Origin of the sequence: Caulobacter sp. CCUG 60055 (assembly GCF_022750545.1) — a bacterium.
Lineage (GTDB): Bacteria > Pseudomonadota > Alphaproteobacteria > Caulobacterales > Caulobacteraceae > PUIC01.
Genome location: NZ_PUIC01000010.1, coordinates 38,548 through 54,271 on the forward strand (window position 1 = coordinate 38,548; position 15,724 = coordinate 54,271).

13 protein-coding genes are annotated in these 15,724 nt (G+C 70.5%); 8 read left to right on the plus strand and 5 right to left on the minus strand.

The genetic code is table 11. From position 1 onward, the window contains the following. The first annotated feature begins 153 nt into the window (after positions 1-153). On the plus strand, positions 154-822 hold the full coding sequence (gene plsY, locus C5708_RS14615; RefSeq protein WP_242922276.1) for a glycerol-3-phosphate 1-O-acyltransferase PlsY: 669 nt from the start codon (positions 154-156) through the stop codon (positions 820-822). A gap of 25 nt (positions 823-847) precedes the next feature. Here plsY and C5708_RS14620 read toward each other — a convergent pair whose 3' ends face one another. Beyond that, complete coding sequence (locus C5708_RS14620) at positions 848-2,407, minus strand: glycosyltransferase family 39 protein (protein WP_242922277.1); 1,560 nt, start codon at positions 2,405-2,407, stop codon at positions 848-850. Between the two features lie 346 nt (positions 2,408-2,753). On the opposite strand from C5708_RS14620, the gene C5708_RS14625 reads away from it, so the two are divergent. The 3 genes from C5708_RS14625 (at position 2,754) to aguB (ending at position 8,112) form a co-directional block, all read left to right on the plus strand. Then, positions 2,754-6,098: a TonB-dependent receptor gene (locus tag C5708_RS14625; RefSeq protein ID WP_242922278.1), complete on the plus strand. Its 3,345-nt coding sequence runs from the start codon at positions 2,754-2,756 to the stop codon at positions 6,096-6,098. A 125-nt stretch (positions 6,099-6,223) separates the two neighbouring features. Then, the gene (locus tag C5708_RS14630) at positions 6,224-7,231 is read left to right on the plus strand and encodes an agmatine deiminase family protein (protein ID WP_242922279.1); all 1,008 of its coding nucleotides are present in this window, start codon (positions 6,224-6,226) and stop codon (positions 7,229-7,231) included. Positions 7,232-7,233: 2 nt separating this feature from the next. Then, positions 7,234-8,112: an N-carbamoylputrescine amidase gene (aguB, locus tag C5708_RS14635; RefSeq protein WP_242922280.1), complete on the plus strand. Its 879-nt coding sequence runs from the start codon at positions 7,234-7,236 to the stop codon at positions 8,110-8,112. 11 nt (positions 8,113-8,123) lie between these two features. Here aguB and C5708_RS14640 read toward each other — a convergent pair whose 3' ends face one another. Next, the gene (locus C5708_RS14640; RefSeq protein ID WP_242922282.1) at positions 8,124-8,507 is read right to left on the minus strand and encodes a DUF2237 domain-containing protein; all 384 of its coding nucleotides are present in this window, start codon (positions 8,505-8,507) and stop codon (positions 8,124-8,126) included. A 159-nt stretch (positions 8,508-8,666) separates the two neighbouring features. Here C5708_RS14640 and C5708_RS14645 point away from each other — a divergent pair, with 159 nt between their 5' ends. Together C5708_RS14645 and C5708_RS14650 are read left to right on the plus strand one after the other, a co-directional pair. Continuing rightward, entirely contained in the window at positions 8,667-9,551 is an 885-nt protein-coding gene (locus tag C5708_RS14645; RefSeq protein ID WP_242922283.1) for a CoA ester lyase, read from the plus strand. Positions 9,552-9,562: 11 nt separating this feature from the next. Next, on the plus strand, positions 9,563-9,985 hold the full coding sequence (locus tag C5708_RS14650) for a hypothetical protein (protein WP_242922285.1): 423 nt from the start codon (positions 9,563-9,565) through the stop codon (positions 9,983-9,985). On the opposite strand, the gene C5708_RS14655 is transcribed toward C5708_RS14650, so the two are convergent. The 3 genes from C5708_RS14655 to C5708_RS14665 all read right to left on the minus strand — a co-directional run bounded on the left by C5708_RS14655 (position 9,969) and on the right by C5708_RS14665 (position 12,924). After that, complete coding sequence (locus C5708_RS14655; RefSeq protein WP_242922287.1) at positions 9,969-10,418, minus strand: HIT domain-containing protein; 450 nt, start codon at positions 10,416-10,418, stop codon at positions 9,969-9,971. The two genes, C5708_RS14650 and C5708_RS14655, sit on opposite strands and share 17 nt — an antisense overlap. Position 10,419: 1 nt before the next feature. Next, a complete protein-coding gene (locus C5708_RS14660; protein ID WP_242922289.1) occupies positions 10,420-11,472 on the minus strand; it encodes a MaoC family dehydratase in 1,053 nt (350 codons plus the stop codon). Between the two features lie 69 nt (positions 11,473-11,541). Then, the gene (locus tag C5708_RS14665; protein ID WP_242922290.1) at positions 11,542-12,924 is read right to left on the minus strand and encodes an FAD/NAD(P)-binding protein; all 1,383 of its coding nucleotides are present in this window, start codon (positions 12,922-12,924) and stop codon (positions 11,542-11,544) included. A 160-nt stretch (positions 12,925-13,084) separates the two neighbouring features. On the opposite strand from C5708_RS14665, the gene C5708_RS14670 reads away from it, so the two are divergent. Together C5708_RS14670 and mdh are read left to right on the plus strand one after the other, a co-directional pair. Beyond that, positions 13,085-14,608, plus strand: coding sequence for a S41 family peptidase (locus C5708_RS14670; RefSeq protein WP_242922291.1), 1,524 nt, complete (start codon positions 13,085-13,087; stop codon positions 14,606-14,608). Positions 14,609-14,697: 89 nt separating this feature from the next. Then, entirely contained in the window at positions 14,698-15,660 is a 963-nt protein-coding gene (gene mdh / locus C5708_RS14675) for a malate dehydrogenase (RefSeq protein WP_242922292.1), read from the plus strand. Positions 15,661-15,724: the final 64 nt, after the last annotated feature.

The following is a 15,724-nucleotide window of genomic DNA, read 5'->3' on the forward strand; positions in this document are numbered from 1 at the left end:
CGGTTCGCCGGGCCCCTTTTCTTTTGGGCTTTCTCTTCTTGCGCTCTTTCTTTTGCGCTCCGGGATCGGCCGCCTATCGTAGGCCTGCGGATGATCGGGACGTAAGGGTTCGAGGTTCGATCGCTCCGCGATATCCGGCGTCGAGGTGAACTCATGGCCTTCTGGATCGCGAACCTGGTCTTGCTGGCGGCCGCCTATCTCCTCGGCTCCATTCCCGCCGGCTATCTGGCGGGGAGACTGCTCGGGGGCTTCGACATCCGAGCGCGCGGCTCGGGCTCCACCGGGGCGACGAACGTGCTGCGCACCCTGGGGTGGCGGCCCGCCCTGGCCGTGCTGCTGGCCGACGTGTCGAAAGGCGCGGCGGCGGTCGCCCTGGCTCGCTGGCTCTACGCCTGGCTTCCGGTATCGCCGCTCGTCAAGGCGCCGGCCGTGCATGATCTGCAAGCGTGGGCGCCGTGGGCCGTCTGTCTGGCCGGTCTCGCCGTCCTGCTTGGGCACGGGCGATCGATCTGGCTGAATTTCACGGGCGGCAAATCCGCCGCCACGGGGCTTGGCGTGTTGCTGGCGATGTCCTGGCCCGTAGGCCTGGCCGCCGCGACGGCGTTCGTCGTGGCGGCGGCCGTCTTCCGGCTGGTGTCTTTGGGTTCGATGCTGGCGGCGCTGACCGCGATCGTCCTGGTCTGCGCCCTGGAGCAGCCGGTCCCCTATCGGCTGTTGGTCGTCGCCGGCGGCGTCTATGTGATCTTGCGCCATCGCGCCAACATTCGGCGACTGCTGGCGGGGACCGAGCCGCGCCTCGGGGAACCCAAGCGGCGGGTCTAGCGCTCGCCGGGGCGGCCCCGGGGTGTCAGTGGGCGCTCTTCGGCTTCGGCGGCAGGCCGGTGACCGGATCGCGCGGCAGCGGCCGGAAGTCCTCGCCGACGAACAGCTCCAGCCGGCGGGCGTTCTTGCGGTCGAGCCGCACGTGAGCGATCTCGTCGCCGGCGGTGCTGGCGAAATCCTGGGCCATCTCGGCTCGATAGCCGTCCTCGAAGCTGATCGCCAGCACCCGGCGTCCTGCGGGCGGGGTCAACGGCGTCTCCGCCTCGGCCTGATTGCGGGGCCGGGCCTCGTGCACCCACATGGTCAGGGGCGGCGCGCCCGGCGCGCGGAAATAGTTCCGGCCGTAATAGGCCAGCTCGTTGAACAGGAAGCGGTTGTCCACGGCCACGGCGCTCAGGCCGCCGCGCGCCTGTTCCTGGCGGGCGCGGTCGACGATCAGCTGGGTCGATTCCGACCAGCCGCGGGCGCGCTTGAGGCCGTTGCCGAGACCGAGCGCGTCGGCCGCCTTGGGCGAGACCGAGCCGACGATGAACACCGCCGCCGCCGCCGCCTGCAAGCCCAGGCCCGCCGCGATCCACCCGCGGGCCCGCCAGCGGACCAGCCACGCGGCGGCCAGCACCGAGCCGGCGACATAGGCGGCCCCCGCCCAGTTGGCGTTGGCGCGGGAGACGAACGCCTGGACGCCGACCACCAGCAGGGCCGGGGCGGTGAAGCACAGCAGCAGCCGGTCTTCCGGCGTCAGCCTGCGCCGGAGCGCCATGATGGCGCCGCCGACGGTCAGCACCGCGAATGGCGCGGGCCCGAACACCGCGAACTGGCTGAGGACGAAGTCGGCCAGCTCGCCGGGATTGAACAGACGGTCGGCGCCCCAGTTGGCGTTGGCGGCGGTGTGCGCCACCGTGGCGAAGTGGTGGCGGGCGTTCCAGACCATGTTGGGGGCCAGGGCCGCGCCGAACGCGGCGGCGGCGGCGGCGATGCGCGCCGGCCGCCAGGCGCGGCGCGCCTCCGGCGACCAGGCCAGGTGCAGCGCGAAGCCCGCCAGGCCGTAGGCCGCCGCATATTTGCTGAGCACGGCCAGGCCCATGGCCGCGCCGATCCCGGCGGCGAAGGCCGCGCCGCGCCGGGCGTCCTCCTCCTGCAGCAGGCGGACATAGGCCAGCAAGGCCAGGGCTAGGAACAGCAGCAGCGGAGCGTCGGTGGCGATGACGCCGCTCGACAGCTGAACGCCTGGCATCAGGGCGTAGACGGCGGCGGCCGCCAGCCCTGTCGACGGGCCGTAGAGGCGCCGGCCGATGGAGAAGGCCGCCAGGGCCGCGCCGGCGTGGAGGATCGGCGCCGACAGCCGGATCCACGCCTCGCCGTCGCCGCCCAGGGCGGTGGTGGCGCGGATCAGCCAGGCGATCATCGGCGGCTTGGAGAAATAGCCCCAGTCCAGCACCCGCGACCACAGCCAGTACTGGGCCTCGTCGGGATAGAGCCCGATCGGGGTGACGAAGAGGGTGACCAGGCGGGCGACGGTCAGGACGCCAATCAACGTCGCGGCGAAAAGCCAGGCGCGCCGCTCGTCCATCCCGTCCGCCGTCATGCCTCGTTCCATCCGCAACCATCATCCCGTCCGGCGGCCGCCAGGATCGGGCCGGTTTGTCTAGCGCCAAAGCGTTTCAGCGTCGCGCCCCAACCGTCGGCCGCGTTGTCCGCAACCGGTTCCAAGCGTTTTGTTACACTGTGTGGCGCCGGCGCCGCACTGCACAAACCCTTTGCGCATATGGCTTATCTACGCCCGAAAGCCAGCCCCTATGAGGCGTTGTCATCGAACCTTCATGATTCAGTCACCAACGCTTCCAAAACGGCCGGTAAGGGTCCATTAAAGCCGAAAGCGCGCTGAAAAGGGGCCGCTTTTGGGGCTGATGAGGGGATTTTTGATGGTTTCCATGAGGAAGCTCGCCGGCGGCGCGGGTTTGACCGCGCTCGCCATGGTTTTGTCGACGGCGGCTTACGCCCAAGAAACGACGGGCGGCGTCCGTGGTCAGATCACCAACAGCGCGGGGGCGCCGATCGCCAACGTGACGGTGGTCGTGACCAACACGTCTCAGAACACTTCGTCGACGACGGTCACCAACGCTTCCGGCGCCTACGACGTGCGCAACCTGACCCCCGGCGGCCCCTACGTGCTGACCGCCAAGGGCTCGGCGGGCGAGAAGACCGTGCAGATCGGCGACATCGGCCTCGGCGCTCCTCTCCTGCTGAACTTCACCCTGGGCGAGGAAGCCGGCGCGGTTTCCGAAGTGGTGGTCACCGCCAGCCGTGCGGGCCCGAAGGAGACCCTGACCGGGCCGCGCTCCACCTTCACGGCCAAGGACGTCGAAGCCCTGCCCTCGTTCCAGCGTGACCTGAAGGACCTGGCGCGCCGGAACCCCTTCGTGACGCTGGACCCCACCAACGCCAACGCCCTGATCATCGCCGGCGCCAACAACCGCGTCAGCACGGTCTATATCGACGGCGTCAAGCAGGCCGACGACTTCGGCCTGAACCAGAACGGCTATCCGTCGCAGCGTTCGCCGCTGTCGACGGACTGGGTGTCGCAGTTCAACCTCGAAGTCGCTCCTTATGACGTGCAATACGGCGCGTTCGAAGGCGGCGTGATGAACATCGTCACCAAGTCCGGCGGCAACCAGTTCCACGGCTCGATCTACGGCGAGTACGACTCCAACCGTATGGCCGGCACCGATTTCACCGGCTACGCCATCGACCCGAAGACCGGCCTGAAGGCTTCGTCGGGCAAGATCAAGGCGTTCGAGGACCGGACCTGGGGCGTCACCCTTTCGGGGCCGATCATCAAGGACAAGCTGTTCTTCTTCGCCGGCTACGAGGACTTCCAGAACACGTCTCCGGCTGGCGGCTTCGGCCCGTCGGACAGCAGCGAGGCCAACAAGATCCCGGGCATCACGGTCGCCGACGTGACCAACGTCCAGGGCATCTTGAAGAGCGTCTACAACTTCGACCCGCTCGGCTACTCGTCCGGACCGATCCAGACCACCGACAAGAAGTACTTCGGCAAGCTGGAATGGAACATCACCGACCGCCAACGCGCGGTGGTCGAGTACCAGCGCGACGAGGGCGTCTCGCTGTCGAACGGCGGCTCCAACAGCACGTCGAGCACGGCCGGGCAGCTGGCCCTGCTGTCGCAGTACTACAACCTGAACCAGACGCTCGAAGTCTACAGCGGTCACCTCTATTCGCAGTGGACGGACAACCTCTCGACGACCCTGGAATATTCGCACAAGGAAGTCTCGTCGATCCGCGCCCCGCTCGCGGGCAACAGCTTCGCGCAGTTCCAGGTCAAGCTGGCGACCGGCGCCTCGATCGTCCTCGGGCCGGACATCTCCAGCCAGGGCAACATTCTCGACAACAAGACCGACGCCTACAAGTTCAAGGTCAACTACAAGCTGGGCGACCACGTCTTCAGCGCGGGCTACGAGCGTGAAGACCTCAGCGTCTTCAACGAGTTCGTGCAAAACGCCACCGGCGCCTACGTGTTCGACAACACGTGCGGGCTGAAGGACGCGATCAAGAACCTGCAGAGCCGCCAAGCCTGTTCGCTGACCTACGCCAACGCCGCCGACAACGTCACGGCGCACGGCGCGGCCAGCTGGGACAGCAGCACCAACGCGCTGTTCTTCCAGGACGAATTCACGCCGATCCCCGAGCTGATCCTGCGCGCCGGCGTGCGCGCCGAATGGTACACGGACGGCACCGTTCCGGTCCTGAACCAGCGCTTCCTGAACCAGTACGGCTTCGCCAACACCGCCAACTTCGACGGCATGCACATCATCATGCCGCGGTTCGGCTTCAACTGGCGTCCGGACCCGACGCTGACGGTCACCGGCGGCTTCGGCCTGTTCTCGGGCGGCAACCCGAACGTCTGGCTGTCCAACAGCTACACCAACACCGGCAACCTGCTGGGCAGCGCCTCCTGTAAGCCGACCGGCAGCAATTGCGGCGCGGCCCTGACCGGCGTCGACGGGTTCAACATCAACCCCGCGGCCCTGGCGGCCAACACCGCCTCGACCCTGGCCGGCACGGGCGTGACCAACGCGCTCGACCCGAACTTCCGGCCGCCGTCGGTGTGGAAGGCCTCGATCGGCGTCGTGAAGGTCTTCGACCTGCCCTACGTCGGCGACAACTGGCGCGTCCACGGCGACTATCTCTACCAAGAAGCCAAGGACGCGGTGACCTGGGTCGACCTGTGGGCCATCCAGAACCCGGGCGCCCCGGCTCCGGACGGCCGGCCGACCTACAATGTCGGCCGCTTCACCAACAGCCTTGGCCGCACCACCGGCTACGACCTGATGCTGACCAACGACAAGAAGGGCGGCGGCACGGTCTGGGCCCTGGGCGTCGGCAAGGATTGGAACGACGGCTGGGCCAAGGGCCTCGGCTTCGACGTGACCTACACCCATTCGGACGTGAAGGAAGCCAACCCGGGCACCAGCTCGGTGGCGCTGTCCAACTACAGCCAGTGGGCGATCTCGTCGCGGAACAACCCGCAACTGGCGGTCTCGAACTACAACATCGAGTATCAGACCAAAATCACCGCCAGCTACACCCGCGCCTTCTTCGGCGACAACAAGACCACCATCAACCTGTTCGCTCAGCGTCGTGCGGGTCTGCCGTTCAGCTACACCTTCCAGCAGATCACCCCGACGGGGACGACGCTGACCAGCGGCGCGGCCTACGATTACATGTTCGGCGAGTCCGGCTCGGTCGGCTACCGCAACACCGAGCTGCTCTATGTCCCGAAGACCGACTCGACCGGCAACATCACCGCCACCAGCGACCCGATCATCAAGTACGCGAACGGGTTCGACGTGGCCGGCTTCAACAACTTCCTGAAGCAGACCGGCCTGATCAACTACTCAGGCCAGATCGCGCCGCGTAACGCCTTCAAGTCGCGCGACATCACCACCATCGACGTGCGCCTGACCCAGGAGCTGCCGGCCTTCTTCCCCGGCGGCGCCAAGCTCAAGGCCTATATCGACATCATCAACCTGGGCAACCTCATCAACAAGAAGTGGGGCATCCTGGAGCAATACGGCTTCCCCTACACCTACGGGGCCGTCCAGGCGCGCAACTGCCAGTACTCGGCCAGCGCCTGCCAGACCGGCGTCGGCAACTTCTACCAGTACGACAAGCTGTCGACCCAGAACCCGACGGTGTCGGTCAGCAACCAGAGCTCGACCTGGTTCATCAAGGTCGGCCTGAAGTATCAGTTCTGATCGCAGCCGAAGCGATGCGGATCAGGGCGGCCTCCTTGGGGGCCGCCCTTTTCTTTTGGGGCGGCGTGGTTGACGGTCCCGGCGCCCCTTCCCATTTGCGCCCGTTCCGTGATTAAGGCTCACCCATGTCCCTGATCGTCCCCGCAGAATGGTCCGACCACAGCGCCATGTGGCTTGGCTTTCCCAGCCACGGCGAGCTGTGGCTGGAGGATCTGGAGCCCGCCCAGCAGGAAGTGGCCGACCTCGCCCGCGCCCTGGCCGGGCCCGGCGGCGAGCGCGTGCGGCTGATGGTCTGCGGCGACGAGGCCGAGGCGGCGGCGCGCCGCCTGCTGGACGGCGTCGCCGGCGTCGAGCTGGTCCGCGGCCAGTTCGGCGACATCTGGCTGCGTGACACCGGGCCGATCTTCACCCTCGACGGCGAGGCCCCGCGCGCGGCCGGCTTCCGCTTCAACGGCTGGGGCGGCAAGTACCAGCTCGAGGGCGACGACACGGTGGCCGAGCAGATCGCCGCCGCTTCCGGCGCGCCGCTCGACCGCAACGACTTCGTGCTGGAAGGCGGGGCGCTGGACCACGACGGCTTCGGCACGGTGCTGACCACCCGCCAGTGCCTGCTCAACCCCAACCGCAACCCCGGCTGGACCGAGGCCGAGGCCGAGGCCGCCCTGGCCAAGGCCCTGGGGGCCAAGACCGTGCTGTGGCTGGGCGAGGGCCTGCGCAACGACCATACCGACGGCCACGTCGACAACCTGGCGCGCTTCGTGGCGCCCGGCGTGGTCGCCTGCCCGATCGCCTGGGGCCGGGGCGATCCCAACGCCCGCGTCTATGACGAGACCGCCCGCATGCTGGCCGGCATGAAGAGCCATCGCGGCGCGCCCCTGACCGTGGTGCGCGTGCCCTCGCCGGGCTGGATCGAAAACCACGACGGCGAGGTGGTTCCCGCCAGCCACATGAACTTCCTGATCGCCAACGAGGCGGTGATCGTGCCTCTCTATGATGACGCCGAGGCCGGCGCCTTCGCCGTCGAGGCGCTGAAGAGCATCTTCCCCGAGCGCGCGGTGATCGGCCTGCCGTCCAAGGCCATTCTCACCGGCGGCGGCTCGTTCCACTGCATCAGTCAGCAGGAGCCTGTCTGATCATGCCCCGCACCATCAGCGTCGCCGCCATCCAGACCTCGTACGGCGAGGACATGGCGGCCAACATCGCCAAGACCGCCGAGTTCATCCGCGAGGCGGCGGCCCTCGGCGCGCAGGTGATCCTGCCGTCGGAGCTGTTTCAGGGCCCGTACTTCTGCGTCAGCCAGGAAGAACGCTGGTTCGCCCACGCCTATTCCTGGCGCGAGCATCCCTGCGTCACCGCCCTGGCGCCGCTGGCCGCCGAACTGGGCGTGGTCATTCCGGTCTCGATCTTCGAGCGCGAGGGGCCGCACTATTTCAACAGCCTGGTGATGGTCGACGCCGACGGCTCGCTGATGGGCCTCTATCGCAAAAGCCACATCCCCGACGGGCCGGGCTACCAGGAAAAGTACTATTTCCGCCCCGGCGACACCGGCTTCCGCGTCTGGGACAGCCGCTTCGGCCGCCTGGGCGTCGGCGTCTGCTGGGACCAGTGGTACCCCGAGACCGCCCGGGCCATGGCGCTGATGGGGGCCGAGGTGCTGTTCTATCCGACCGCCATCGGCTCGGAGCCGCACGACGCCAGCCTCGACACCCGCGACCCGTGGCGGCGCGCCATGCAGGGCCATGCGGTGTCGAACGTCATCCCCGTGGTCGGCGCCAATCGCATCGGCTTCGAGAAGGGACCGGAGGGCTACGCCGGCGGCGGTCAGGTCTTCTACGGCTCCAGCTTCATCGCCGACCATCGCGGCGACCTCGTCGCCAGCTTCGACCGCGAGGACGAGGGCGTGCTGACCGCCAGCTTCGACCTCGACTTCCTGCGGACGCACCGGGCGGCCTGGGGCTTCTTCCGCGACCGCCGCACCGACCTCTACGGCGTGCTGACCGAGCCTCGGCCGTAGGCGGGGCCGTCTCAGGCCTCGACGGCGTAGTCCTTGAGCACGCCCAGCGGCACGATGGCCAGGGTCTCCTCGTGGGTGGAATCGAGCACCACCGGCGGCGCGACCCCGGCGTCGTAGGCCTCCTTCCAGCGCGGCGCGCAAAGGCACCAGCGGTCGCCGGGCTTCAGGCCGGGGAAGCTGAGGTCGGGGCGCGGCGTCGACAGGTCGTTGCCGGCCGCCGCCGAGAACACCAGGAATTCGGCGGTCATCACCGCACACACCGTGTGCAGCCCCATGTCGTGCGGGCCCGTCTCGCAACAGCCGTTGCGGAAGAACCCGGTCACCGGGTCGAGCGAGCAAGGGATCAACTCCTCGCCCAGGACGTTGCGCGCCGTGGCGTCGTAGCGAATGGTCATGGCCCCATACTAGAGCGGGTTCTTCGAAACGGCGCGACGGTTTTGCATCGGCGCCGCGTCCGACGAAAATGAATGCGACGGCTGTCGCCGGGTGATGCCAAGCGCCGGCCGAACGCTCTAGGCTGGGGCCGACGATCCAGCAGCCGAGGAAGACGCCGCATGTCCCCCGCCGATACGCCACGCCCCCGCCGCAGCGCGCTCTACATGCCGGCCTCCAATCTGAAGGCGATGGAGAAGGCGCGCACCCTGGCCTGCGACGTGGTCATCCTCGACCTGGAAGACGCCGTGGCGCCCGAGGCCAAGGAGATCGCCCGGGCCCAGGCGGTGGCGGCGGTGCGCGCCGGCGGCTTCGGCCGTCGCGAGGTGGTGATCCGGGTCAACGGCCTGGACACGCCCTGGGGCCGCGACGACCTGCGCGCCGCCGCCGAGGCCGGCCCCGACGCGGTGCTGGCGCCCAAGGTCGGCGACGCCGACGACGTCTTCGCCTACAACAACGCCCTCGATGCGGCCCCTCGCCACACCGCCCTGTGGACGATGATCGAGACCTGCCGGGCGCTGTTCCACCTGCCCGGCGTCGCCGCCGCGGCCCGGGCCTCGCGCCTGACCGCCTGGGTGATGGGGATCAACGACCTGGCCAAGGAGATGCGCGCGCGCCAGACCCCCGGACGCGAGCCGTTCCACGCCGCCCTCGGCCTGTCGGTGGCGGCGGCGCGGGCCCACGGCCTGACCATCCTCGACGGCGTGCCCAACGACATCGAGGACATGGAGGCCCTGGCGGCGGTGTGCGAGCAGGGGGTCGATTTCGGCTTCGACGGCAAGACGCTGATCCATCCCAAGCAGATCGAGGTGTGCAACCGGGTGTTCTCGCCCTCGCCGGCCGACGTCGCCTGGGCGCGGGCGGTGATCGCCGCCTTCGCCCTGCCCGAGAACGCCGGCAAGGGGGCCCTCAAGGTCGAGGGACGTCTGGCCGAACTGCTGCACCTGACCCAGGCGCGCCGGCTGGTGGCGGTGGCCGAGGCCATCGCCGAGGCCGAGGCGGCCTGAGGAGGCGGTCGATGCGCCTGGCCATCGCGGCGCCGGCGGTCCTGGCCGTGCTGGCTGGCGCGGGCGCAGCCGCGCCCGCGCCCTATGACGCCTCGGTGGCGGCTTCGGCGGCCGCCGAACAGAGCCTGTTCGGGCCGCTGGACGGCGGCTGGCGGCTGGCGGGCCCTCGCGGCGTCGGGCTCTATCGCTTTGAGCTGGCCGATCCCGCCGCGGAGGCGCGCCAGCTCCAGGGCGCCTGGCGCGCCGAGGCCGCGCCCGGGCGTTCCGGCGTGCTGGAGACGGCCCGCCGGCGCGGCGACGGCCTGATCCTCGCCTTTCGCGACGGCGACCGCCTGGTGCGGGTCCGCCTGCGGCCGGGGCCGCAGGCGGGGGCCTGGCGGGGCGTCCTCGACGACGGGAGCCGCCGGGCGGTCGTGGCTATGCGCCGGCCTTGAGGGCCAGGCCCTTCAGGGCCTCGACGGCGGTCTCGACGGCGGCGGCCAGTTGGGCCGGCGGATAGGGGAGGGCTTCACCCAGGCCCCAGACCGGTCCCGGCCAGGCCGGGTCGTCGACGCGGCGGCCGACGACGTGCACGTGCAACTGCGGCGTGACGTTGCCCAGGGCGCCGACATTGAGCTTCTCCACCGGTCGACCCAGGGCGGCGGCGGCGGCGCGCACCGCCTGGCCGGCGGCCACCGTCTCCTCCATCAGGCGGGCGCGGTCCGCCGGACCCAGGTGCTCCAGCTCCCGCGCGCCGGGCCGGCGCGGGATCAGCACGATCCATGGATAGCGGGCGTCGCTCTGCAGGCGGGCCTCGCACAGGCCCAGCGACAGCAGCGGGACCGAAGTGGCCAGGATGGCCGGCGCGACGGAGAACGGCTCGCCCATGTCAGCGCCGGGGAACCGCGGCCCAGTAGTCGAAATCGAGCACCACCTCGGGCGGATAGCGTCCCTCGGCGTCCTTGTCGGGGAAGTCGGCGCACGGGCGGTCCTTGGCGGCGACGAGGCGCAGGCGCAGCGCGCCGACGTCGTCGCGGCCGGGCAGGGCGGCCTTGTCCAGCACCTCGCTCCAGGCGAACAGGGTGGCCCCGGCGAAGTACGGATTGACGTGCCGGCCGCCGTTGATCCCCAGGATCAGGCCGGCGTTCTCCAGGCCGTTGAAGGCCAGGGCCCTGGCCGTCGAGATCACCACGCCGCCATAGACCAGCCGGCGGCCCGACGGGTCCTTGGCCCGCTCGAACTGGTTGAAGTGCACCTTGGCGGCGTTCTGGTAGAGGCGGGTGGCCATCTGGTGCTCGGCCTCCTCGACCGCCATGCCGTCGACATGGTCGATCCGCTCGCCGACCCTGTAGTCGTCGAAGGCGTGGGGCGAGCCGCCCAGGGCGAAGTCGTAGCGGGAAAGATCGAGCCCGGCCGGAAGGACCAGGTCCCGCGCGGCCACGGCCTCGGGCAGGGCGGGAACCTGTTCGGCGGGCGCGACGGCCGTCTCGTCGCGCTTGCGCACCATCACCCAGCGCACATAGCTCAGCACCGCCTCGCCCCGCTGGTTGCTCCCCGTCGTGCGCACATGGACCACGCCGGTCTTGCGGCTGGAGTTCTCCTTGAGGCCGATCACCTCGGAGGTCGCCGTCAGGGTGTCGCCGGGATAGACGGCCGCCAGGAAACGGCCGTCGGCGTAGCCGAGATTGGCCACCGCGTTCAGCGAGATGTCCGGCACGCTCTTGCCGAACACCAGGTGGAACACCAGCAGCGGGTCGACGGGCGCGGCGGCGAGACCGCTCGCGCGGGCGAAGGCGTCGGATGAGAACAGGGCGTGGCGCGCGCCGGTGAAGGCGAGGTAGAGCGCCGCGTCGCCGACGGTGACCGTGCGGGGCGTGGCGTGGACGAGCGGCTCGCCCAGGCGGAAATCCTCGAAGAACCGGCCCGGGTTGGTCTTGGTCATGCGCGCCTCCGACAGCGGCCTTCTAGCCCTGGGACGCGCGCGGGAAAAGCGGTCTCGGCGGCCGGTCGATCACGCCGGCGCGAGCGCCTCGGTCAGACGGCGGGCGAGGTCGGCGGCCTGCACGCGGATGTCCGGCACGGCGGTGGTCTCCCAGAAGGCGCCGCGCGTCGCCGGCCCGAGGGCGAAGAGGCGCGCGTCGAGAACGCCCGCGCCGTCGCGCACCCGCCCGTCCTCGGCGACGTCGAGGCCCAGCCGGCACGGGTCCGGGCGGATCATGCCGTGGGCGAGCAGCTGACGCAGGAGGGGCTGTTCCGCCTGCCGCAGGTCGCTGTCGGGACCGGTGCAGACCACGACATGGGCGAAGGCGCCGGTCTCGGCCGCGCGGCCGCCGCGCGGCCGCCAGCGGGCCTCGACCCGCGCGGCCTCGCCGCCGGCGGCCAGGTGCTCCAGCCGCCCGGCCGCGATGCGCAGCCGCCCTTCGGCGCGCAGGGCGTCCAGCCGGTCGGCGGTGGCCGGCGCCAGCCGGTGCCGGTGGATGTCCCACCACGGCCGCAGGTGGCGCAGGAAACGTTCGCGTTCCGCCGGCGACAGGCTTCGCCACAGCCCCTGGGTGGCCGGGCGCAGGCCGTCGAACAGCGGCCGCCAGTCTCCCCGCCCGGCGGCGGCCCGGCGGAAGGCGGCGAGGGCCGTCGACAGCCGTTCGATCCGTTCGAACAGGGGCGGCTCGGCGCTCATCGGCCCGACGTGGCGATGGGGGGCGAGGCCCCGGCGCGACAGGGCCAGGATCGGGCCGCGATGGCCGTCGGCGTCGAGGGCGGCGACTACGTCGGCCATGGTCAGGCCCGCGCCCAGCAGCAGCACGGGGGCGTCGGCGGCGATCCCGTCCAGGGCGCCGGGACGCCAGGGGTCGTCGATCAGCAGCTCCTTGGGCAAGGCCGCCCGGCGGACCGCGTCCGGCGCGGCGGGCGGCGGGTTGCCGAAGGCGAGGACCACGGCGTCGGCGGCGATCTCGCGGCCCATGCCCAGGCGCAGCACGAGGCCGTCGCCGCCGTCGCGCACGGCGGCGACGGCCTCGTCCTCGACCAGCACCAGCCGGTCGGCCGCCGCGCCGCTGGTGGCCGCCTCGGCGATCCGCTCGCGCAGATAGGCGCCGTAGTCCGCCCGGCTGGCGAACGCGGCCGGGTCGGCCGCCTCGTCCCCGCGCCGGGCCGACAGCCAGTAGAGGAAGTCGAAGGGACGGTCGGGCCAGGCGCTCATATTGCCGGCGCGGACATTGAGCAGGTGCTCGTCGCGGCGGGTGGAATAGGCCAGGCCCGGTCCGAAGCGTCCGGCCTTCTCGATCAGGAAGACCTTGGGGCCGTCCGAGCGGGACAAGAGGTGCAGGGCCAGCAGCGAGCCCGAAAAGCCCGCGCCGACGATGGCGACGTTGCGACGTGGCGAGCGGCCCGTCATTGGCGTTTCAACTCCTACTGGTTTTGTAGGATTATAACGGCGAGCCGTCCCCCGCGCCAAGGGGCCTCGCGCCCACGGGACGTCATGTCACGGAAGGAAGGGATGGCCCTTGGCCCCGGCCTCCGCTACCAAACCTCAGGGTTGTCATGAGGGGGCCGACTTGCGTCATGGTTTAACGGGCCTGCGGGCCGCGCTCTCGCTCGCGGCCGTGGCGGTCGCCAGCGCGGCCATGGCCGCGGAGGCGAGGACGCCGACCACGGCGGAGGGCTGGCGCGCCGCCTATGTCGCCGATCTCGACTTCATCCGCGACGCCGTCGCCGCCGATCATCCGGGGCCGGTGGACCCGGCCAACCCGACCTTCGCCGCCTGGCTCAAGACCGGCTACGCCGAGGCCAGGGCCCGGGCCGGCCAGGTTTCCGACGACCAGGGCTATCGCTCCGGCCTGATGCGTTTCGCCGGCGGTTTCCACGATTCCCACACGGCGATCTGGTTCGACGAGCGGCCCGATCCGCCGCCGTCCTGGCCGGGCTTCATGGTCGCGCGCAGGCTGGAAGGCGACGTCGTGACGGTTCGCGACGAGGCCGACCCGGCGGCGCCGGCGATGGGGACCCGGATCCTGTCCTGCGACGGCCGCTCGCTCGACGCCCTGACGGCGCGCGACATCTTTCCGGCGTTCTTCGACCCCCGCCTGCCCGACGACCGGCGGCGGGCCGTGACCCACCTGTTCAATGACGAGGGCGACCCGTTCCGCAAGCGCCTGACCGCCTGCCGGATCAGGACGCCGGACGGCGAGGCGCGATCCCTCAAGCTGGCCTGGCGGCCGCCGCCCGACCGCAAGGCTTATGTCCGCGAACTGATCGCCGTGACCAACGGCGCCGCCGCCGCGTGGTTTTCGCTGCAGGAGCCGGCCGAGGGCGTGGCCTGGATCAGCCTGCCGACCTTCCAGGTCGAGGACCGCGCCGCCGACGTCCAGGCGCTGGTCGCGCGGGTGAAGGCCGAGGCGCCGCGCCTGCGCCAGGGCCGGCTGATCGTGTTCGACGCGCGCGGCAACGGCGGCGGCTCGTCGGTCTGGGGGCAGATGATCGTCGAGGCGCTGTGGGGACCCGAGGCCGTGGCGGCCGCCACGCCCAAGGACGCCGCGGCCGTGGACTGGCGGGCCAGCCCCCGCAACAAGGCCTATTTCGACGGGCTCCAGGCCAAGATGGACGCCCAGTACGGCGTCGGGTCGCCGGCCTCGAAATGGATGGTCTCGGTGCGCGAGGGGCTTGGCGCCGCCATCGCCGCGGGCAGGCCGCTGTGGCGCGAGGGCGATCCGTCGATCCCGGCGACCGCGACCGCCAGCATCTTCGAGCGGCCCAAGGGGCCGGGCCTTTTCCCGGCCAAGGTGGTCCTCCTGACCGACGGCCGCTGCGGCAGCGCCTGCCTGGACTTCACGGACGTGGTGCTGCGGATGCCGGGCGTGGTGTTCGCCGGCGGCCCGACCGGCGGCGACGGCCTCTATATGGAGCGAGCCGACAGGCCGACGCCCTCGGGCCTGGCCATGTTCGGCCATGCGACCAAGGTCTATCGCGGCCGTCCGCGCGGCGACATGGAGGTCTACCAGCCCGACGTCCCGTGGGGCGCCAACCGGGACGACGACAAGGCGGTGCGGGCCTGGATCTTGGCGATGGCCGGGAAGGGCTGAGGGCGGCCGGGGTCACTTGCCCCCGCGCGCGCGAAGGTCTAGACCGCCGGGCGACTTTTTCGCACCGCAACCAAAGCCCGGAGACAACCATGGCTCGCGCGAAGATCGCCCTCATCGGCGCCGGCATGATCGGCGGAACGCTCGCTCACATCGCCGCGCGCGAAGAGCTGGGCGACGTCATCCTGTTCGACATCGCCGAGGGCACGCCCCAGGGCAAGGCGCTCGATATCGCCGAAGCCTCGGCCGTGTTCGGCAAGGACGTCGCGCTGAAGGGCGCCAACGACTACGCCGACATCGCCGGCGCCGACGTGTGCATCGTCACCGCCGGGGTGCCGCGCAAGCCGGGCATGAGCCGCGACGACCTGTTGGGCATCAACCTCAAGGTCATGAAGGCCGTCGGCGAAGGCATCAAGGCCCACGCCCCCAACGCCTTCGTCATCTGCATCACCAACCCGCTCGACGCCATGGTCTGGGCGCTGCGCGAATTCTCGGGCCTGCCGCACGAGAAGGTCGTCGGCATGGCCGGCGTGCTCGACTCGGCCCGCTTCGCCTACTTCCTGGCCGAAAAGACCGGCGTGTCGGTGGAAGACATCCACGCCTGGACCCTGGGTGGCCACGGCGACGACATGGTGCCGATGGTGCGCCACTCGACCGTCGGCGGCCTGCCGCTGACCGAGCTGGTCTCGCAGGGCTGGCTGAGCCAGGAAGAGCTCGACGCCATCGTCAAGCGCACCCGCGGCGGCGGCGGCGAGATCGTCGCCCTGCTCAAGACCGGCTCGGCCTATTACGCCCCGGCCGAAAGCGCCATCGCCATGGCCGCGTCGTTCCTGAAGGACAAGAAGCGCGTCCTGCCCGCCGCCGCCCACCTGACCGGCCAGTACGGCCTGAAGGACCTCTATGTCGGCGTGCCGGTGGTGATCGGCGCCGCCGGCGTCGAGCGCATCCTCGAGTTCTCGATGAACGACGACGAGAAGGCGATGTTCGCCAAGTCGGTGGAATCGGTGTCGGGCCTGCTCAAGGCCTGCAAGGATATCGATCCGACCCTGGCCTAAGCGCCTTTCCGACCTAGATTTGGAAGGCCGCGGGGCGCAGGCGCCGCGGCCTTCCTGCGTTTTT